17 protein-coding genes are annotated in these 18,250 nt (G+C 60.3%); 7 read left to right on the top strand and 10 right to left on the bottom strand.

Annotation, left to right across the window (positions count from 1 at the left end; translation table 11 throughout):
• Positions 1 to 86 precede the first annotated feature (86 nt).
• Both P8S53_RS16130 and attM read left to right on the top strand, forming a co-directional pair.
• Positions 87 to 1,247: an iron-containing alcohol dehydrogenase gene (locus tag P8S53_RS16130; RefSeq protein ID WP_277805002.1), complete on the top strand. Its 1,161-nt coding sequence runs from the start codon at positions 87 to 89 to the stop codon at positions 1,245 to 1,247.
• Positions 1,248 to 1,304: 57 nt separating this feature from the next.
• A complete protein-coding gene (attM, locus tag P8S53_RS16125; protein WP_277805001.1) occupies positions 1,305 to 2,096 on the top strand; it encodes an N-acyl homoserine lactonase AttM in 792 nt (263 codons plus the stop codon).
• A 94-nt stretch (positions 2,097 to 2,190) separates the two neighbouring features.
• On the opposite strand, the gene cysW is transcribed toward attM, so the two are convergent.
• The 5 genes from cysW to P8S53_RS16100 all read right to left on the bottom strand — a co-directional run bounded on the left by cysW (position 2,191) and on the right by P8S53_RS16100 (position 7,384).
• Positions 2,191 to 3,021, bottom strand: a complete 831-nt coding sequence (cysW, locus tag P8S53_RS16120) for a sulfate ABC transporter permease subunit CysW (RefSeq protein WP_277805000.1) — start codon at positions 3,019 to 3,021, stop codon at positions 2,191 to 2,193.
• The gene (gene cysT, locus P8S53_RS16115) at positions 3,018 to 3,878 is read right to left on the bottom strand and encodes a sulfate ABC transporter permease subunit CysT (protein ID WP_277804999.1); all 861 of its coding nucleotides are present in this window, start codon (positions 3,876 to 3,878) and stop codon (positions 3,018 to 3,020) included. Before cysT ends, cysW begins: the two co-directional genes overlap by 4 nt.
• A gap of 4 nt (positions 3,879 to 3,882) precedes the next feature.
• Positions 3,883 to 4,881 (bottom strand): sulfate ABC transporter substrate-binding protein, encoded by a 999-nt coding sequence (locus P8S53_RS16110; protein WP_277804998.1) that lies wholly within the window; start codon positions 4,879 to 4,881, stop codon positions 3,883 to 3,885.
• Positions 4,878 to 5,987, bottom strand: a complete 1,110-nt coding sequence (locus tag P8S53_RS16105; protein ID WP_277804997.1) for a sulfate/molybdate ABC transporter ATP-binding protein — start codon at positions 5,985 to 5,987, stop codon at positions 4,878 to 4,880. Before P8S53_RS16105 ends, P8S53_RS16110 begins: the two co-directional genes overlap by 4 nt.
• 248 nt (positions 5,988 to 6,235) lie before the next feature.
• Positions 6,236 to 7,384: a glycosyltransferase family 1 protein gene (locus P8S53_RS16100; protein ID WP_277804996.1), complete on the bottom strand. Its 1,149-nt coding sequence runs from the start codon at positions 7,382 to 7,384 to the stop codon at positions 6,236 to 6,238.
• Positions 7,385 to 7,608: 224 nt separating this feature from the next.
• Between P8S53_RS16100 and P8S53_RS16095 the strand changes: the two genes are divergently transcribed.
• On the top strand, positions 7,609 to 8,433 hold the full coding sequence (locus P8S53_RS16095) for a UDP-2,3-diacylglucosamine diphosphatase (protein WP_277804995.1): 825 nt from the start codon (positions 7,609 to 7,611) through the stop codon (positions 8,431 to 8,433).
• Between the two features lie 433 nt (positions 8,434 to 8,866).
• Complete coding sequence (locus tag P8S53_RS16090; protein WP_277804994.1) at positions 8,867 to 9,751, top strand: transglutaminase family protein; 885 nt, start codon at positions 8,867 to 8,869, stop codon at positions 9,749 to 9,751.
• A gap of 43 nt (positions 9,752 to 9,794) precedes the next feature.
• Here P8S53_RS16090 and P8S53_RS16085 read toward each other — a convergent pair whose 3' ends face one another.
• Complete coding sequence (locus tag P8S53_RS16085; protein WP_277804993.1) at positions 9,795 to 11,000, bottom strand: MFS transporter; 1,206 nt, start codon at positions 10,998 to 11,000, stop codon at positions 9,795 to 9,797.
• Between the two features lie 382 nt (positions 11,001 to 11,382).
• Here P8S53_RS16085 and P8S53_RS16080 point away from each other — a divergent pair, with 382 nt between their 5' ends.
• The 3 genes from P8S53_RS16080 (at position 11,383) to P8S53_RS16070 (ending at position 14,505) form a co-directional block, all read left to right on the top strand.
• Complete coding sequence (locus P8S53_RS16080) at positions 11,383 to 12,360, top strand: tripartite tricarboxylate transporter substrate binding protein (protein ID WP_277804992.1); 978 nt, start codon at positions 11,383 to 11,385, stop codon at positions 12,358 to 12,360.
• Between the two features lie 128 nt (positions 12,361 to 12,488).
• Entirely contained in the window at positions 12,489 to 14,006 is a 1,518-nt protein-coding gene (locus P8S53_RS16075) for a tripartite tricarboxylate transporter permease (RefSeq protein ID WP_277804991.1), read from the top strand.
• A gap of 19 nt (positions 14,007 to 14,025) precedes the next feature.
• Positions 14,026 to 14,505, top strand: coding sequence for a tripartite tricarboxylate transporter TctB family protein (locus P8S53_RS16070; RefSeq protein WP_277804990.1), 480 nt, complete (start codon positions 14,026 to 14,028; stop codon positions 14,503 to 14,505).
• A gap of 115 nt (positions 14,506 to 14,620) precedes the next feature.
• On the opposite strand, the gene P8S53_RS16065 is transcribed toward P8S53_RS16070, so the two are convergent.
• From P8S53_RS16065 to P8S53_RS16050, 4 genes are read right to left on the bottom strand one after another with little or no spacing between them, the layout of a single operon-like run.
• Positions 14,621 to 15,652, bottom strand: a complete 1,032-nt coding sequence (locus P8S53_RS16065) for a proline racemase family protein (RefSeq protein ID WP_277804989.1) — start codon at positions 15,650 to 15,652, stop codon at positions 14,621 to 14,623.
• On the bottom strand, positions 15,652 to 16,755 hold the full coding sequence (locus tag P8S53_RS16060) for a cis-3-hydroxy-L-proline dehydratase (protein ID WP_277804988.1): 1,104 nt from the start codon (positions 16,753 to 16,755) through the stop codon (positions 15,652 to 15,654). Before P8S53_RS16060 ends, P8S53_RS16065 begins: the two co-directional genes overlap by 1 nt.
• Positions 16,756 to 16,779: 24 nt before the next feature.
• Positions 16,780 to 18,069 (bottom strand): FAD-binding oxidoreductase, encoded by a 1,290-nt coding sequence (locus tag P8S53_RS16055; protein WP_277804987.1) that lies wholly within the window; start codon positions 18,067 to 18,069, stop codon positions 16,780 to 16,782.
• Complete coding sequence (locus tag P8S53_RS16050; protein WP_277804986.1) at positions 18,066 to 18,248, bottom strand: hypothetical protein; 183 nt, start codon at positions 18,246 to 18,248, stop codon at positions 18,066 to 18,068. Before P8S53_RS16050 ends, P8S53_RS16055 begins: the two co-directional genes overlap by 4 nt.
• Positions 18,249 to 18,250: the final 2 nt, after the last annotated feature.

The raw sequence follows: 18,250 nt of genomic DNA, 5'->3' as shown, positions 1-18,250 counted from the left end.
GACCATCCTTACGGATATTGCGCCACCGCGAAACCGCGCCGCAGGTTCCGTGTCCGCACAATAAAGCGCATCAAGGAGAAGACATAATGACCATGACCCCCTTCAGTTTCACGACGACGCCCCAAATTCATGTTGAATGGGCCGGTTCCAGGCGGTTGGGTGAACTGCTTGCCGACCGTTTCGACGGGCGCAACGCATTGCTGGTGACCGACAAGGGGTTGATATCGGCAGGGCTGATCGACCCTGTGCAGGCATCGCTTGAAGCTGCGGGCTTTAGCGTCAGTATATTCAGCGATGTGGTCGCAGACCCGCCTGAAAAAATTGTCGCGGCCTGCGCCGAAACCGGCCGTGCCATTGGGGCCGATATTGTAATCGGGCTTGGTGGCGGGTCGTCTTTGGACATTGCAAAAATGGCCGCCGTGCTGGCGCGATCTGATCAGGCGCTGTCCGATATGTATGGTATTGGCAATGTCACCGGCGCGCGCATCCCGATGGCGCTGATCCCCACCACCGCCGGAACAGGGTCCGAGGTGACCAACATTTCCATCATCACCACGGGCGAGACGACAAAGATGGGCGTTGTCTCTAACCAGCTATATGCGGATTTTGTGCTGCTGGATGCAGAACTGACCATCGGCCTGCCGGCAGTGCACACTGCGGCGACCGGCATTGACGCTATGGTCCACGCGATCGAGGCGTATACGTCAAAGTTCAAGAAGAACCCCCTTTCTGATGCGCTGGCCAGAGAGGCGATGCGGCTGCTGTCGGCCAATCTGGTCACGGCGTGCAAAGACGGCAGTAACCAGGAAGCCCGTGAAAAGATGCTGCTGGGGGCCATGCTGGCCGGGCAGGCCTTTTCGAATTCGCCTGTGGCGGCAGTTCACGCGCTGGCCTATCCGCTTGGCGGGCACTACCACCTGCCACATGGGCTGACCAACGCGCTGATGCTGGGGCCGGTGCTGCGCTACAATGCCAAGGTTGCGGCCCCGTTATACGCGGAACTGGCAGATGTTATCGGCGCGCCCGGATCAGGTGACGCACAAGCGCGATCAGGGCAGTTCGTCACCTTCATGCAGGCGTTGATGGATGAAAGCGGTGCACCGCGGCGCCTGCGCGACGTCGGTGTAACGGATGACAGCCTTGCCATGCTTGCACGCGACGCAATGAAGCAGACACGACTTTTGGTTAACAACCCTGTCGAAGTGACGGAAGAGGACGCGCTTGAACTCTATCGCGAAGCTTACTGAGGGTTGGTGCCTTCGGGCACCGATACATTCCGGAATGGTCAAACTTGAGGAGGCACCATGACTGATATTCGCCTGTATATGCTGCAAAGCGGCTCGTTGAAATGCAAGGTTCACAACATCAAAATGAACGAAGGCGCCGGGGCCGATTATGAAATACCTGTGCCCTATTACCTGATCACCCATCCAAAGGGGCACACGATCATTGATGGCGGGAACGCGGTAGAAGTTGCCACCGATCCGCGTGGCCATTGGGGCGGGATCTGTGATGTCTATAAACCGGTGATGGACCCATCAGAGGGGTGCGTTGCGCAGTTGGAAAAGCTGGGCATCAAGCCCGAAGACGTGAAATATGTGGTTCAGTCACATCTGCACCTTGACCACACTGGCGCTGTGGGCCGTTTTCCAAATGCCACCCATATCGTGCAGCGCACGGAATACGAATACGCCTACACCCCCGACTGGTTCGCGGCGGGCGGCTATATCCGCAAGGATTTCGACAAGCCCGGTCTGAAATGGCAGTTCCTGAACGGCACCGAAGATGACTTCTATGACGTCTATGGTGATGGCACGCTGACCACGGTTTTCACCCCCGGCCATGCGCCCGGTCATCAATCCTTGCTGGTCCGGCTGCCCCAAAGTGGCCCCATCCTGCTGGCGGTTGATGCTGCCTATACGACAGACCACTGGGAAGAAAAATCCCTGCCGGGCTTTCTTGCATCGACGACGGACGCGGTGCGTTCCGTGCAAAAGATGCGTGCTTTGGCCGACAAGACCGGTGCGATGGTTGTCACGGGCCATGACCCGGATGCATGGACGCAGTTCAAGAAGGCCCCCGATTTCTATGCCTGATACCCCAAAGCCCCACGCGCCATCGTGCGGGGCTTTGGTTGCGCTATGCGGGCTTGTGACGTTCGCATAGCGCATAGCGCCATTGTGGCATGCGCTATGATTGCCTGCGCCCTTCAAGGATTGTTTTCACCACCAGTGCGACAACCGCGATAAGCGTCAGGGTAGATGCGGCAGCAAAGGCACCTACTGCATTCAGGTCGTTGAACAGCAGTTCAACATGCAAAGGCAGCGTGTTGGTCTGGCCGCGAATATTGCCCGACACGACCGAGACACCGCCAAATTCACCCACCGCGCGCGCTGTGCAAAGCACCGCGCCGTAAAGCAGCGCCCATTTGATATTTGGCAGCGTCACGCGGGTGAATATCTGCCAGCCATTCGCGCCCAGCGTGACGGCGGCCTGTTCCTGCTCGGACCCTTGCGCCTGCATCAGTGGCAAGACCTCTCGCGCGACAAAAGGGGCCGTCACGAACATGGTGACCAGCACAATGCCCGGAAGCGCGAAGACCACCTGTAGATCATTGGCCTGAAGCCATGGCCCGAGTATGCCCTGCCGCCCGTAAAGCAGCAGATAGCAGATACCCGCGATGATGGGCGAAATTGAAAACGGAATCTCGATAAGTGTCACCAGTATTCCGCGCCCCGGAAAGCGGTGCTTGGCCACGGCCCACGCGGCGGCAATGCCGAAAGCCACATTCACGGGCACGACGATGATCGCGACCAGCGTTGTCAGCCAGATCGCGTGCAATGTCGCGGGGTGCAGGATATTGGCGGCATAAACCTGCCAGCCCTGCGAGAAGGCGCGCGCGAAGATGAACACCAGCGGGGCCGCAATGAACAGCAGCGTCAACCCGACGGCCACCCCGATCAGGATGCGCTCGTCCCGGCGGGTCTGGCCGGGCAGTTGTCCAAGGGGTGCGGTTGTCATCGGCTTGCCTCGCGGTGGCGCGATGCCCATGCCTGCAAGACATTGGACACGACAAGCAACACCAGCGCGAAAGCCAGCAATACAAGGGCAATGGCGGCCGCGCCGTTATAGTCAAATTCCTCCAGCCGGATATAGGCCAGAAGGGCGGCAATTTCCGTGCGGAAAGGCAGGTTTCCTGCGATAAACACGATGGCCCCGAATTCGCCCAAACTGCGCGCGAAAGCCGTTGTGCACCCCGCCAACCACGCAGGCAGGATCGCGGGAAACACAACGCGGGTGAAGATGGCCCAGGGGGGCGCACCAAGCGTCAGCGCGGCCTGTTCCAGCGCGGGGTCCATGTCTTCCAGCACCGGCTGGACGGTGCGTACAACAAACGGGACGGATGTGAACGCCATGGCCAGCGCAATGCCCCAGATGGTGTAGACGACCTGAATGCCCATCGCATCAAGCACCGGACCAAACCAGCCATTGGCGGAAAACAGCGCTGTCAGCGACAGACCCGCCACCGCTGTGGGCAGCGCAAAAGGCACATCCATCAGCGCATCAAGGATGCGTTTCCCGCGAAATTCATAGCGCACCAGCACCCAAGCCATCAAAAGTCCGTAGATCGCGTTGAAGGCAGTTGCGATCAGTGCCGCTGTCAGCGTGATCTGGAACGCAGCCACCGCTCGCGGGCTGGAGATGATGCGCCAGAACCCCCCGGGGCCGATTTCGGCCCCTTTCAGGATCAGCGCGATCACCGGGATCAGCACGATGAACGTCATATATAACAGCGTCGTGCCAAGGCTTAGGGTGAACCCCGGCAGGACGCGTTTGGCGCGGATGGGCGCGCCGGTATTGGTGGCTGCGGTGGTCATCTGCTCACTGGTTCACGAACACATTGTCAAGGCGCGCGCCTTCGGCAAAGTGGTTTTCCTGCACGGCGTCCCAGCCGCCGAACACGTCATCCACCGTCACCAGACGCACATCGGGCAGCTGGTCGGCGAATTCTGCCGATACATCCGCATCTGCCACACGGTAGAAATGGTCAGCGACGATGCGCTGCGCGTCCGGCGTGTAAAGCCATTCAAGATAGGTTGTAGCCAGTTCTGTGGTGCCATTGCGTTCAGCGACTTCTGAAACCACCGCCACGGGGAACGCCGCAAACAGACTAATCGACGGGGTTACGCGTTCCAGCCCCTGATCGGAATAGGCTGCCGCAATGCCGCCGGTTTCGGCCTCGAATGTGACCAGCACATCCCCGATGTTACGCTCGGCGAAGGTCTGGGTTGCCCCGCGCCCGCCAGTGTCGAACACCGGCACATTGTCAAAGATCGCCTTGACGAAGGCTTCGGCGGCATCTTCATCGCCGTCATTTTGTTCCAGCCCATAGGCGAAGGCCGCCAGATAGGTGTAGCGTGCATTGCCGCTGGTGCGCGGGTTGGGGAAGATCACCTCCACATCTTCGCGTGTAAGATCACTCCAGTCGTTGATGTCCTTGGGGTTGCCGTCGCGCACAAGGAATGCAGGCAGCGAATACCAAGGGGAGGCACCATTGGGCAGCGCGTCGCGCCAGTCTTCGGGCAGCAAGCCCCCTTCGGCCAGCACATCAATATCGGTTTCCTGATTGAAGGTCACCACATCAGCGGGCAGGCCTTCAAGGATCGCACGCGCCTGCCGCGACGATCCGCCATGGCTTTGGTCAATCGCGACCGTGCGGCCTGTGCTCTCCTGCCAATACGCCTGAAAACCGGGATTCAGCGCCTCGAACAATTCGCGCGCAATGTCATAGCTGGTGTTGAGCAGGATATCTTGTGCGGTGGCGGGCGTGGTGCCAAGCGCAAGAACCACGGCAGATATACGAAGAACAGGGAAAGTCATCTTGTCTTCTCCTTTTGGGGTGTAAGCGGGAGTTGCGACGCCGATGCGGCCTGCATGCGCCGGTCGGTGGGAAATATCGTGCCCGTCTCGATCTTCAGGCGGACGGCTGCGTCTGGTGTCAGCGCCTCGGCCCGGACGGTGCGGCGGGGCACTTCGGCTTCAGCTTCGCCCAGTTCGGGGTGACGCAGCACAAGGCGTAGATGCGCGCCGGTGCTGGTTCGGCTGACGATCCGCCACGGGGCATCCGCTTCGGGCACGGGCGTAATATCTTCGGCGCGGACAAAAAGCCGCCCCGCGCCATCTGGCAACGCCCGCCGTGGCAGTGTGCTCAGGTCCAGCCCTGCGCCTTCGGCGCGTCCTGCCAGCAGGGTGACAGGCAGTTCCACAGTGGCCCCCATGAACCGTGCGACAAACGGTGTGGCCGGATGGTCATGAATCGTATCAGCATCGCCGATCTGGGCGATCTGCCCTTCACCCATCACGACCACGCGGTCGGCCAGTTCAAACGCTTCTTCCTGATCATGGGTCACAAATATCGTGGTGGACCCTGTTGCCTCATGCACACCGCGCAGCCAGCGGCGCAGGTCACGGCGTATCGCGGCATCCAGCGCGCCGAAAGGTTCATCCAGCAGCAGCACTTTCGGCTCAATCGCCAAAGCACGGCCAAGGGCCACGCGCTGGCGCTGCCCGCCTGACAGTTGCGCAGGGTAGCGGTCTGCCAGATGGTCGATTTGCAGGAAATGCAGCAACTCATCCACTTTCGCGGCGATAACGGCCTTGCCCGGACGTTCAGCCCGCGGGCGCACCGACAGCCCGAATGCCAGATTATCGCGCACCTTCATATGTGGGAACAGCGCATAATGCTGGAACACGAACCCGATGCGGCGGTCCTGCGCTGCCAGTTGCAGCCAGTCCTGACCATCCACCGTCAAGCGGCCCGTATCGGGCCATTCCAGCCCCGCGATGATTTTCAGCAGCGTCGTCTTGCCAGAGCCCGACGGGCCCAGCAGCGCGACCAGCTCGCCCTTGTCCACGCCAAGTTCCACCCCGCGCAGAACATCCGTCTTTGCAAAACGTTTGGTAAGGCCGGAAATGGTGATCGACATGGGCGCGCTCTTATCAAGGTTGGAGCGGTCAGTTAGTTGGCCTTTCTGACAGCGACAAGGGAACCGGGCCGCTGGTGGTGCGATCTGCCGCGACCGGATTTCCGGCTTTCTTGGGCCGCAAATGACATTTGCCCTGACGATCCGTGCGGGCGGTCAGTTTTGTTTATGATGCGCCCTATTGGCGGGATGATGTCCTTATTCACGCATTAATTTTCTGCCCATACGGTCAGATATTCCAATTCAGGGCGTCAAGGTCGCTGGCCTTCCGGCGTGATCTGCGCGCGGTTGTGCACAAAGGTCTTTGCGACGGCCCCCCATGTATACAGTGCACGGGCATGGGTGCTGCGTTCTGTGCCGCTGCCGGGGGCTGCAAGTGCGCGCCGGATGGCACGGCCAAGGTCATCATCCAATGCGCCCAATGCAGGACCGGTGACAATATCGCGCGGGCCGGGCACATCATGGGCGGCGATCGGCAGACCACAGGCCAGCGCTTCGATCAGGACAATACCAAAGGTATCGGTGCGCGATGGAAAGACAAACACATCGGCTGTGCGATAGGCTTGTGCAAGGGGCAGGCCAGTCAGTTTGCCGCGAAATGTGACATCAGGATAGGCGCGGCGCAGGGCCGCCAGCGCAGGACCATCGCCGACCACAACCTTGCGCGCGGGGCCGGTCTGTGCCTGTGTCAGGCGCAAGAATCCCTCAAGGTTCTTTTCCGGTGCAACGCGGCCGACATACAGCAAAACAGGCACATCGCGCCGCACAGGCCTTTGCGGCGGGTAAAACAGCCCTGCATCTACCCCGCGCGACAGCCGCAGCAAGCGCCCGCCAAAGCCCCAGTCGCGCAGTTGCCCTTCCATCGACGGGGTGGCGACGAATGTATGATGCGCCGCGCCATGAAACCGCCGAAGCACAGCCAGCGCCATCCGTTCAAGGGGCGCGCGCGCAAAGCGCGGTGCGCGTAGCGCAATATAGGCAGGGAAATTGGTGTGGAACGCCGTGGAGAAGGGCAGGCCATGCCTTTTGCAATAGCGCCGCGCCGCCCAGCCAAGCGGCCCTTCCACGGCGATGTGAATCATATCAGGGCCAAAGCCGGAAATCCGGCGCGCAAGCCTGCGATAGGGAAAGGCTGCAAGCGCAATCTCGCGATAGCCCGGCAGTGGCAGGGTCTTGAAATCCTGCGGGCTGATCACCCCGACATCATGTCCCATGGCCCGTAACTCGCAGATGATATTCTCGTAGCTACGCACAACGCCATTCACCTGCGGCGTCCACGCATCGGTTACGATCAGGATGCGGTGTCGGGCATCGGCCTGTTGCGGCAGATGCTGCGCGCAGGGTGCGCGGAGTGGAGACAGGTGTTTCGCATCGCGCGGCAGGATAGCGTTCATCGTCATAAGCCAGGTTTCGGACCAGGTTCCAGATGTCCATCTTTTGCCCCGAACAGATGACAGGTTCATGTCAGACCGTGCTGATCGTGCCCTTGGTGACACCATAAATAGTGCCCCCCTGTGGCATTTTCCCCACGATTTGGGTGCGCAATAAAACTGATACGTTGTGGTCACATAATTGTCGCGGCGCTGCGGCATGTTTTGCGCGTCTGGATAAAACGGATGGTGCAATGCCTTTTGACCGATCATTCCGCCCGCATGTGTCGCAGGGGCGTACATTGTTCCTGTCGGATTTGCATCTGGGCGCGCTGTCTTCGCGCGCGGGGCTGGTCCTGCGCTTCTTGCAAGATAACCCCGCCGAAACCTATGTGCTGGTCGGTGATATCCTTGATCTGTGGCATCCCTTGTTGCCCCATTGGTGCGCGCAGGATCAGGCGGTGATCGACCATCTGCAGGCCCGCGCGCGGGCGGGCGCGCGGCTGATCTATGTGCGTGGCAATCATGACCCTGATCCAGCCATGATCCCGCCGCATGCGCGGCTGAAGGCGCAGCATGTGACGTCCTATATACACAAGACAGCCAAGGGGAAGCGCTTCCTTGTGCTGCACGGGGACGAAGCCGACAGCCGCCTGATCCGTCTTCATTCCATGACACGGCTGGGCAGCCTGATTGACCATGGCTTGCGGCGCTGTGACCGGGTGTTGCGCAAGCTGTCGCGGCGACAACCGCAGGCGCGCGGGGTGGTGGACCGGCTGCTGGCGGCTGCAAACGGGCTTCGCTACAGTGGTCGCAGATATGAACGTCACATGGTTGATCTGGCCCGCGCCAAGGGGCTGGACGGGGTGATCTGTGGACATTTCCACATTGCCGCCCTGCACAATCATTTTGGCCTGACCTATGCCAATTGCGGCGACTGGGTGGACAGTATGACTGCGCTGGAAGATGCGGGTGACGGGGTCTTGCGCCGTTTGGGCGGGCGTGACTATGCCTTCGGTGTTGCAGCGCCCCGCCCGGCGGGCCGCGATGGTCATGCGCACAAAGCGATGACACAATGATATGCATATGGGGTCACGGCAGACCGTTTTGGTGTCAGTTCACACAATCAGGTTGATGGGCATGTTGCTGGGTTTGTGACACTGGCCCAAAGCCCCACCGTCGCTAGGTTCCCGCCTTCATGCGGGCATGCTCCACGGACCAGAATGACCCGCGATGGGTGGCGGGCACGGATCAGGTTTCGGGGGCAACAATCCGGTTGCCTGTCTTGGACTGTATGGCGAACCTGTCCGGCTGGACACCGGAATGCACATATCATGTCCCTTGCGGGGTGGATCATCACGCGGTGTTCACCGAGTGTCACCTGACAGTCATAGGCAGATTGCGTCCGGTGCGGTATACGCAGCACTTGGATAGGACTATCCCTTGATGTGACTGCCTGGGGCAGGGGGCACAAGCCAGACCCGAATTCATGTCATTTCAGAAAAGGCAGCAATGTTCATTCGCATCGGTTATGAAATCACCATTGAAAGCAAGGCAGACACAGTCCTGATCCTTGCCTTGTCGCCGCATTCCAGCTTTGCGGGGCGGGTTATCGGATCAACTGCGGTGCAGGCGGACCCCGACCTGCCGTTGGACACGTTCCTCGATACTTTCGGCAATCGGCTGACGCGGTTGAAAACGCCTGCGGGGCGGCTGAAACTCTGGTCTGATTGCATTGTGGAGGTGGGCGGGGAACCGGATGTGTTCAACTGGAATGCGCAACAACATGATGTCAACGACCTGCCACCTGAAACGCTGCAATTCCTGACAGCCAGCCGGTATTGCGAATCTGATATGCTTGCGCCGGTTGCACTGGAATTGTTTGGCACCACCCAGCCGGGTTGGGCGCGGGTTCAGGCGATCTGCAACCACGTTCACAACACCCTGACCTTTGGCTATGGGTTCGGGCGCCCCACCAAGACCGCAAGCGACGCGCTGCGCGAAAAGACAGGGGTGTGCCGCGATTTTGCGCATTCTGCGATTGCGCTGTGCCGCGCCATGAGCATACCCGCCCGCTATGCCAGCGGCTATCTGGGCGATGTCGGGGTGCCCTATTCCGGCCCCGGCGATTTCTGCGCGTGGTTCGAGGTGTATCTGGGCGGTCGGTGGTATACATTCGATGCGCGCTATAACGAACCGCGGATTGGCAGGGTATTGATGGTTCGCGGGCGCGATGCGGCAGATGGCGCGATGATCACGTCTTTTGGGGAGTATGACCTGAAATCGTTCTGGGTCTGGACAGATGAGGTGCCGTCCGCGTGCAGTCATTCCGATATGCAAGACCTGCTGGGCAGCCGCCCCGATACGCAGGCCCTGACGCTGGCACCGACAGTGTGATGTCGGAATGCATGCCATAGTTCAGGGTCATAGGACCGCCGGGTTATTGTTTCACGCGCCGGTCCATCCAAAGCAGCCCGAAGGCCAGTGCAACGCCCGTTGCCGCCAGCAACCAGCTTAGCGCAAAGCTGCCCGACAGTTCCAGCACAAGGCCAAAGGCCGGCGGCGCGATGACACCACCTATATTGGTGGCCAGCATGTTGTAGCCGATTGCGCCGCCTGCCTGCGCGGGTTGGGCGGTTTGGATGGTCAGCGCCATCTGCACCCCTGTGGCAGAACAAATGGTCACGCCCAGCACAACCGCCAGAAGCGGCGCCAGCAGAACCGCATTCGCCGGTGTCACCAGCGCAACTCCCAGCAGGCCCAGTGTTGCAATCCCCGCCACCAGCAGCAAGGTGATCCGGGAATCGCCACCCATAGCGCGATCACTAAGCCAACCCCAGAAGATACGCCCGCCAATGCTGCTGATATGCAGGATGCTTAGGCAGGCATTGGCCAGCGGCAGGCCGAACCCCGCGCCCATGCGCAGGAATTCTGTCAGGTAACTCCACAGGATGAACTGTCCGCCATTGGTCAGCCCGCTGGCCAGATTTATGCGCCCCAGCACCGGGTTGCGGAACAGCCGCCCAATGGCCGCAAATTCATCACGCAGGGTCATGCGCGCAACTGTGCGCGTGCTTTGATCGCGCGGCAGCATCAAAAACAGCACGCCGCATATTGCGGTAATGCCCCCGATGCCCCCGATAACGACCTGCCAGCCCAGCGCAGGTGCCAGCATCGCGCTGCTTGTGCCGATAGCGCCCCCTAGCGGCACGCCGGTCTGCTTTATTCCCATCAGCGTTCCACGGCGGTCGGGCGGATACCAAAGCAGAACCGCGCGCCCCGCCGCCGGATTGACCAGACTATACCCCGCCCCGCACAGCAATATGCCCCCCAGCGTCACCGCGAAACTGTCCCCGGTGGCGATGACCATTGCACCAGCGGCTGTGATCATTGCGGCCACAAACAGGGACGTGCGCACGCCGATCAGGTCGGCCAGCCGTCCCGCAGGGATCGACAATGTCCCCAGTGCCGCTGAATAGGCGCTGGCGATCAGGCCGATTTCGACTGCGGAAAGCCCCATATCCGCCGCGATCAGTGGTGAACAGGCCAGCACAGCAAGCAGGTTCATCGCCCCAAGACAATGCGCGGATACGATAAGCCCGAATCCGGGCCAGATTGGCACGAAGTCCGGCGGCGGTGCGGTCATGTCAGCGCCCTCGGGTTCTGTTTCGGCAGGCGAATGCGCACAGAACGTGCCGCCCGACCCTTGCCGAGGATGGCGCGAAGTGTCTTTATTTCCCGCCAAATCGGCTGTTCATCCGCTATTGGACTTAAATGTGATCTATAAAAGCGTATTTTTCCGGCATTTTTCACAATTTCAGTCACTTCTCCTGCGGCTGCTTTGGTAGCCTCAAATATAGGATCCGCAACCCGGAAGCCGCGCGATTAGACACTCAAAGCACACTAATACTTGACGGTGCATTACATCAATGAATAATGTATCCAAAATCCAATCTGGATAAAACCCGAGTATCCACGACCCCGGTGCGCCCTTGCGCATCAGTATTTTCACAAACAGGGAGACGTTCATGTTTCATAATATTCCTACCCGCAAACGCGCAGTCGCTACTGCGGTTGCAGCCATGGTGGCAATCGCGCCCACGCTTGGCGCGGCCAGCCCGATGGGCAGTGACCCGCTGCGTCTGGTCATCCCGTTCGGACCGGGCGGCGGCAGCGATATTACGGCACGGGTGCTGTCGGCAACGGCACCGGAATTCTGCGGCCCGCGTATTGATGTGGTCAGCATGTCGGGCGCAGCCGGGCTTGAAGCGGTAAACTTCGTGCGCAACGCCGAACCCAATGGCCACACGCTGCTTGTTACCGATTACGGCCCCATCGTGACATCGGGCTATGTCGATGACGTGGACTGGAGCCATGATGACTGGCAACCGGTCATGAACTTCACTGAATGGCTGCCTACCGTCTATACCCGTCCCGACCACCCGATCCAGACGATTGAAGACTGGGTTGCCGCAGCCGAAGCTGATCCGGGCAGCATTACGTTTGGTCATGCCTCGCCGTTGGGGATTGTACATCTGCCGCTGGTTCTGTTTGAATCGGCAACAGGGCTGGAAAACATCCATGTGCCAACCTCTGGCGGTGGTGAAACACGCAGCCTGATCATGGGCGGCCATATCGACCTTGGCATGACACTTCCCGCCAGCATCGCGTCCGAAGTGGCTGCGGGGGAACTGACCGCGCTGGGCGTGTTCGCGGCCGAACGTTCTGCTGCACTGCCCGACACCCCGACCTTCCGCGAGGCAGGTTATGACGTGGTGTTGCCAGCATGGCTGATGATCATTGCAACCAGTGATGTCCCTGCGGAAACGGTCGAGTTTCTTCAGGATTGCTTCATGGAAGCGCTGGCCTCGCCCACCGCTGTGGCCATGAGCAACCGTGTCAATGCAGGCATCGAACCGATGAATTCCGAAGATTCGACAGTGCTGTATCAGGCAACGGTCGATTCCATCGGGAACATCTTGCGCGATATCGGCGAGATCGACTGATCCACGACTGTTCCGCCTTCCCCCGCCAGCCGTCCCTTGCGGTTTGGCGGGGGAAATCGCACTGGGGCGTTGACCGTCAATTGCCGGTTGCGGCCCTGTCCCCAATATTTCAATAGCGGGCGGCCATCATGCTGGAATCCTTCATACCGGCGCTATACCTCGCGTTCAGCCCCGAAGTGATATTATACGTCGCCATCGGTGTTTTCATGGGTGTGACGCTGGGTGCCATTCCCGGACTTAGCGGTGACATGGCCATTGCCATCTTGCTGCCTATCGTCTTTTTCCTTGAACCGGCCGCCGCGCTGGGTTTGTTGACGGGCATTTACAAGGGGGGCATGTTTGGCGGGTCAATCTCTGCCATCTCCTTTGGGGTGCCGGGCACGCCCGGGTCTGCTGCGACAGCGATTGACGGGTATCAGGCCAAGCTTAAGGGCTATCCCAACAAGGCGCTGATGACGGCGCTTTATTCGTCGGTCATTGGCGATACGACCAGCGATTTCGTGCTGATCTTTCTGGCCCTGCCACTGGCCATCGTGGCGCTGACTTTCGGCCCGATCGAGTTCTTCGCGCTCTATGCCTTCTCGTTGTTGCTGATTTCTGCATTGACCAAGGGCAAGGTTGCCAAGGGCGTGGCAATGGCCGCATTGGGTATCCTGCTGGCCATGATCGGGCGCGACCCGATGGGCGGGTCACTGCGCCTGACCTTTGGTATCCCCGAACTAGCGGGGGGGCTGGCGCTGATTCCCGTTCTTGTAGGAATTTTCGCGGTGTCCGAGTTGATTATCCAGCTGTCAAAGGCGTGGATGGACCGTGTCACCCGCATAATTGATGACACACGGCAAAAGGCAGACTCCCTGTTGGGCGATTATGACGCCAGCAAGGACAAACTGACCTTTCGCGAATTTCGTGCAACGATGAAAGCTACATGGATCGGCACGACGATGGGCACGCTTATCGGCGCATTGCCCGGTGCCGGCTCGTCACTCGCGGCGTTTATCAGCTATGGGCTGGCGCAGCGTTTTTCGCGCAATGGCAAGGAATTCGGCAAAGGTTCACTGGAAGGCGTCGCCGCAGCCGAGGCAGGCAACAGCGCCACATCCGGTTCCACGCTGATCCCGCTTTTCGCTTTCGGCATTCCCGGCAGTGCGACAGCGGCCCTGTTCGGGGCAGCGTTCATTCTGATGGGCATGACACCGGGGCCAAGGCTGATCTATGATCATACCGAAGTGATCTATGCGCTGTTTCTGATCCTGATTTATGCCAACCTGATCAATCTGGGGCTGTCACAATTCCTGCTGCCCTTCTATTCCAAGATCGCGATGATAAAATCGCGCATCCTGCTGCCCATTGTCTGCGTGCTGGCCATCCTTGGCACCTTTGCTGCGGGCAATTCCGTAATCGATGTCTGGGTGCTGTTATTCGCGGGTTTGCTTGGGGTTGTTCTGCGGGTCTATAACTTCCCGCTGGCCCCGCTGATTCTGGGCTTCATCGTCGCTCCGGGGGCAGAACGCGCGCTGCGTCAGTCGCTGTTGATCGGGCGCGGGGACTGGATGCATCTGCTGTCCAGCCCTATCGCTATCGGTCTGTATACTGTTGCGGCGATCATGATCCTGACATTCACCCTTGTTCTGCGCGAGAAGAAATGAGTTTCCAGAGGGAACCAAGATGAAACCGCAATTCAACAAATTACTGACCCGGCAGGACACCTATACCGGCTTTGTGGCCATTGCCGTGGGCGCTGTGGGTTTGCTGGACATCGCCTATGGCAATTGGCGCCCCGGTGCCGGTCTGGGACCACATGCCTTTCCGCAGCTTGCCTATATCACGCTGATTTGTGCGGGGGCCGTGATCATGATCGAAGCGGTCTTTGGCAAGTCTGATGACCACCCGGAAAACCTGCGCCTTGTTCTAAGCACGGGCGTGGGGTTGGTTGCCATCGGGATGGGTATGTTCTGGCTGATTGGCAAGCTGGGTCTTGCTGTCAGCGTGGCGATCACACTGATCGGTGCCAGCTTCCTTCTGACGCGTGACCCGCTGCGGCACTGGCCCAGCACCATCGTGGTGCCGATTGTCGCCACATTGGTCATCTGGGTCTTGTTCGTCAAGCTGATCAACGTGCCACTGCCGCGCGGGCTTTTGTTCTAGCGCATATGACGTTCATTCGCATTCACGAGGCATGCTCTAACTTATTGATTTCGCATGTTCGAAAAGCTCAAAACCGGTTCCCACGTTTGAGCAACATGCTCCAGCGCAGCCCGCGTCAGGGCATCGTGGGCCATGTGTCATTGACACGGTAGCCGCGCGGCCATGGATCATCGGGGTCCAGCAACAACTGGCGCGTGTCGGTGATCCATGCGCGGCCAGAAATTTCGGGCACGATGGCGGGGTGTCCGCCAACACTTGTCTGGTCCACGATCTGCCCCTGAAACTGTGATCCGATCAGGGACCGCGCTGTCAGCATGACGCCCTGCGCGATCTGGTCGCGTTTGTGCATCAGGGCCAACTGTGCCGACACCGCCGTGCCCGTGGGCGAGCGGTCTATTTTACCCGGTTCGATCACCACCGCATGATACACTTCCGGTCCATCCGGCCCGCTTTTGGGGGGCGTGGCAAACAGGCAAAAGGATATATGCCGCCAATCGGGGTTTTCAGGATGGCTGAAGCCAAGCTGCGCATTGGCCGCAGCCGTGATGCGCGCGCCCAGTTCGGCGATATCGCGGGCTTCATGCGCGGCCATTTCAAACCCCATGGCATTGGCATCGACCACCACGAAACTGTCGCCGCCATAGGCGGTATCCACACGCAGACGACCCACCCCCCCGACATCCAGTGCCGCATCCAGCTGGCCCGCGAAGGACGGCACATTGCGCACGAATATGCGCTGTGCCTTGCCATGCGCGCATTGCGCGCGCACATCGATCACACCGCCGGGGGCTTCCAGAACCATATGCGTTTCGGGTTCCTGCATCGCGATTATGCCGGTATCCAGCAGCACGGTCGCAACACAGATCGAATTTGATCCGGACATTGGCGGGGTGTGTTCCGGCTCCATGATAATGAACCCCATCTGTGCGCGCGGGTCTTTGGGGGGCACCAGCAGGTTTATATGTCGAAACACGCCGCCGCGCGGTTCGTTCAGGACGAAATCGCGCAATGTGCGGTCCTGATCAATCCAGCGCGCCTGTTCCCATAGCGTTTCGCCGGGGGGTGGGGCGACACCACCAATGATGACATCGCCCACTTCGCCTTCGGCATGGCATCCGACGATCTGGATGGCGTGCTTCGATCGCATCACGACACCTGCATGACCGGCGCGCCCAGCACGTCGCGATCCGGCGTGATGCCAAGGCCGGGGCGGTCGGCGGCCTGCATCCGGCCATGGACACGCTGCGGCGCATCCGGGGCGAAAGTGACGGTGCCGTAGCTGTTGAAATCAGTGGCCGAGAATACGAATTCCGCAGGTGTCGATTGTGCCAGATGGGCGATGCTTGCGGTGACAATATCGCCGCCCCAGGTGTCCTCGATTGTCATTGGCACGCCCGCGCTAAGGCACAGGTCACGGATCTGGCGCGCGCGTGTCAGCCCGCCAACCTTCGATATCTTCAGGTTGATCACATCCATGGCGCCATCCTTCAGCGCGCGGGTAAACGCACCGACATCTGTGATGACCTCGTCCAGCACGAAGGGTAATGATGTGCGGCGGCGGGTGACAAGGCATTCCTCGTAGGTCGGGCAGGGCTGTTCGATATAGACATCCAGATCACGCACCGCCTGAACCACGCGCGCGGCTTCGTGCATTGTCCAGCCGGTATTGGCATCGGCGACCAGCACTTCGCCCGGTTGCATGGCTTGTGCACACAGCCGGATACGCGCGATATCGCTGTCGGCATCTGCCCCGACTTTCAACTGAAAGCGCGTGTAGCCTTCGGCGCGGTAGCTGGCGACATTGGCCGCCATGGCCTTGGGTTCGATCTGCGAAATTGCGCGGTACAGCACGACATCGTCCTGCGCCTTGCCACCCAGCAGCGTATAGACAGGCTGGCCGGTTACCTTGCCCAAGATATCCCAGCAGGCCACATCAATGGCCGATTTCACATAAGGGTGGCCGCGCAGCACCGCGTCCATATGCCGGTTCAGGACATCCAGTGCCAGCGGGTCCGCCCCGATCAGCTGCGGCGCCAGTTCCGCCAGCCCCGAACGCACGCCCAACGCGTAGGCGGGCAGATAGGCCGACCCCAGCGGGCAGCATTCCCCCCAGCCTGTTACGCCAGCATCTGTTTCCACTTCGACAACAGTGGTGTCAAATACATCAACATAGTTCCCGTTTGACCAACTATAGCGCCCCTCTTTCAGGGGCAGATCAAGCTGATAGGCGCGGATGGCTGTGATTTTCATGGCGTTATCCTTGTTAAATGGGGGTCAATGTTTGCCAAGATGGGGTTTGCCAAAGCGGGCAAATGCGAAGCGGTCGGGGCGATACGGTGCAAGCGCGATTGCCGGGCGCACGCCGGTGACCAGATCGGCCACAAGTGTGGCTGTTCCCGCAGATTGCGTAAGCCCCAGATGCCCGTGCCCGAAGGCATGGATGACGCGCGCTGCGGTGATGGACCGCCCGATCACGGGCAGGCTGTCGGGCATGGACGGGCGAAACCCCATCCATTGCGTGCCGCCTTGCGCATTCAGTCCGGGCAGGAACGCTTTTGCCTTGTCCAGCAGCACATCGGCGCGGCGGTAGTTCGGGGGCAGGTGCAGCCCGCCCAGTTCAACTGCGCCGCCCACGCGAATGCCTTGGCCCACCTTGGTGACGACAAAGCCATGATCGGCAAAGCTGAGATGGGTTTTCTGCTTAAATCGCGGGTCGGGCAGGGTGGTGTTATAGCCGCGCTCGGTTTCCAGCGGCAGCCGCTCGCCCATTGTGCGGGCCAAATGGTGTGACCATGCGCCCGCCGCCAGAACAACATTGCCCGCGCGGATGGGCGTGCCGTCGGTTTCCACATCTACATGATCCAAAGACGGGCGCAGTGCGCGTGCGTTGGCCCGTCGAAATTGCCCCCCGCGCGCCAAAAAGCAGTCGCGCAAATGTGCGTGCCATTGGCCGGGGTCTGTGACGTTGAACCAATCAGGCGTGAAGGCCGCAAAACGAAACCGTGCGTCAAGCCCGGGTTGCAGTTCGGCGATGCGGGCGGGGTTATCTTCGATCAGTTCGAACGTGATGTCATGTGCGCGGCGGTTTTCCCAACCGTTCAGGCTGGCGCGGAAGCTTGCCGCATTGTCGTAAAGCTGCAACTGGCCTTCGCGGCGCAACAACGGCCCCGCGTCCGTGGCCGTGACCAGTCGTTCCAGCGCGGTTTGGGAATGCGCCATCAGCGCGGCCTGTGCCTGCACGGCACCTGCATGCCGGTCGCGCCAGCTTGCGCGCCAGAAACGCAGCATCCACGGCGCTATGCGCAGTGCATAGGCGGGTGGAATGCTAAGTGGTCCCAGCGGATCAAGCAGCCAGCCGGGCGCGCGGCGCATGATGCCGGGGGCCGCCAGCGGTTCGACATCGCTGAACGCGAATGCCCCTGCATTGCCTATGGATGCGCTATGCCCGTCGGGATCACGTTCGATCACAGTCACAGCCAGCCCGCGGCCCTGAAGTTCCAGCGCCGTGCTCAGGCCAATGACACCCCCGCCGATGACCACTACATCCGGCACGGCTGTTTTCATGACCGGATGCAGGCCGTCTTGACGGTCGAATAAAACGCCGCCACACAGCCGCGGTGTTCACGCGGGCCATGGCTGGCACTTTTGGTTTCGCCGAAACGCATATGATACGCCCCGCCCGTTATTGGCAGGAACTGCGCTGTTTTACACCACTGACTGCCGATAAGATTGCGAGAACCCATTC

The sequence above is a fragment of the Roseinatronobacter sp. S2 genome, assembly GCF_029581395.1.
In the GTDB taxonomy this organism is placed as follows: domain Bacteria; phylum Pseudomonadota; class Alphaproteobacteria; order Rhodobacterales; family Rhodobacteraceae; genus Roseinatronobacter.
Note: the sequence above shows the minus strand (reverse complement) of the source record. Positions and strands in the feature narration are given on the sequence as shown.

Coding starts and splice junctions, on each gene's coding strand:
- P8S53_RS16130 (WP_277805002.1), top strand. CDS start 87: ATGACCATGACCCCCTTCAGTTTCACGACGACGCCCCAAATTCATGTT.
- attM (WP_277805001.1), top strand. CDS start 1,305: ATGACTGATATTCGCCTGTATATGCTGCAAAGCGGCTCGTTGAAATGC.
- cysW (WP_277805000.1), bottom strand. CDS start 3,021: ATGACAACCGCACCCCTTGGACAACTGCCCGGCCAGACCCGCCGGGAC.
- cysT (WP_277804999.1), bottom strand. CDS start 3,878: ATGACCACCGCAGCCACCAATACCGGCGCGCCCATCCGCGCCAAACGC.
- P8S53_RS16110 (WP_277804998.1), bottom strand. CDS start 4,881: ATGACTTTCCCTGTTCTTCGTATATCTGCCGTGGTTCTTGCGCTTGGC.
- P8S53_RS16105 (WP_277804997.1), bottom strand. CDS start 5,987: ATGTCGATCACCATTTCCGGCCTTACCAAACGTTTTGCAAAGACGGAT.
- P8S53_RS16100 (WP_277804996.1), bottom strand. CDS start 7,384: ATGACGATGAACGCTATCCTGCCGCGCGATGCGAAACACCTGTCTCCA.
- P8S53_RS16095 (WP_277804995.1), top strand. CDS start 7,609: ATGCCTTTTGACCGATCATTCCGCCCGCATGTGTCGCAGGGGCGTACA.
- P8S53_RS16090 (WP_277804994.1), top strand. CDS start 8,867: ATGTTCATTCGCATCGGTTATGAAATCACCATTGAAAGCAAGGCAGAC.
- P8S53_RS16085 (WP_277804993.1), bottom strand. CDS start 11,000: ATGACCGCACCGCCGCCGGACTTCGTGCCAATCTGGCCCGGATTCGGG.
- P8S53_RS16080 (WP_277804992.1), top strand. CDS start 11,383: ATGTTTCATAATATTCCTACCCGCAAACGCGCAGTCGCTACTGCGGTT.
- P8S53_RS16075 (WP_277804991.1), top strand. CDS start 12,489: ATGCTGGAATCCTTCATACCGGCGCTATACCTCGCGTTCAGCCCCGAA.
- P8S53_RS16070 (WP_277804990.1), top strand. CDS start 14,026: ATGAAACCGCAATTCAACAAATTACTGACCCGGCAGGACACCTATACC.
- P8S53_RS16065 (WP_277804989.1), bottom strand. CDS start 15,652: ATGCGATCGAAGCACGCCATCCAGATCGTCGGATGCCATGCCGAAGGC.
- P8S53_RS16060 (WP_277804988.1), bottom strand. CDS start 16,755: ATGAAAATCACAGCCATCCGCGCCTATCAGCTTGATCTGCCCCTGAAA.
- P8S53_RS16055 (WP_277804987.1), bottom strand. CDS start 18,069: ATGAAAACAGCCGTGCCGGATGTAGTGGTCATCGGCGGGGGTGTCATT.
- P8S53_RS16050 (WP_277804986.1), bottom strand. CDS start 18,248: ATGGGTTCTCGCAATCTTATCGGCAGTCAGTGGTGTAAAACAGCGCAG.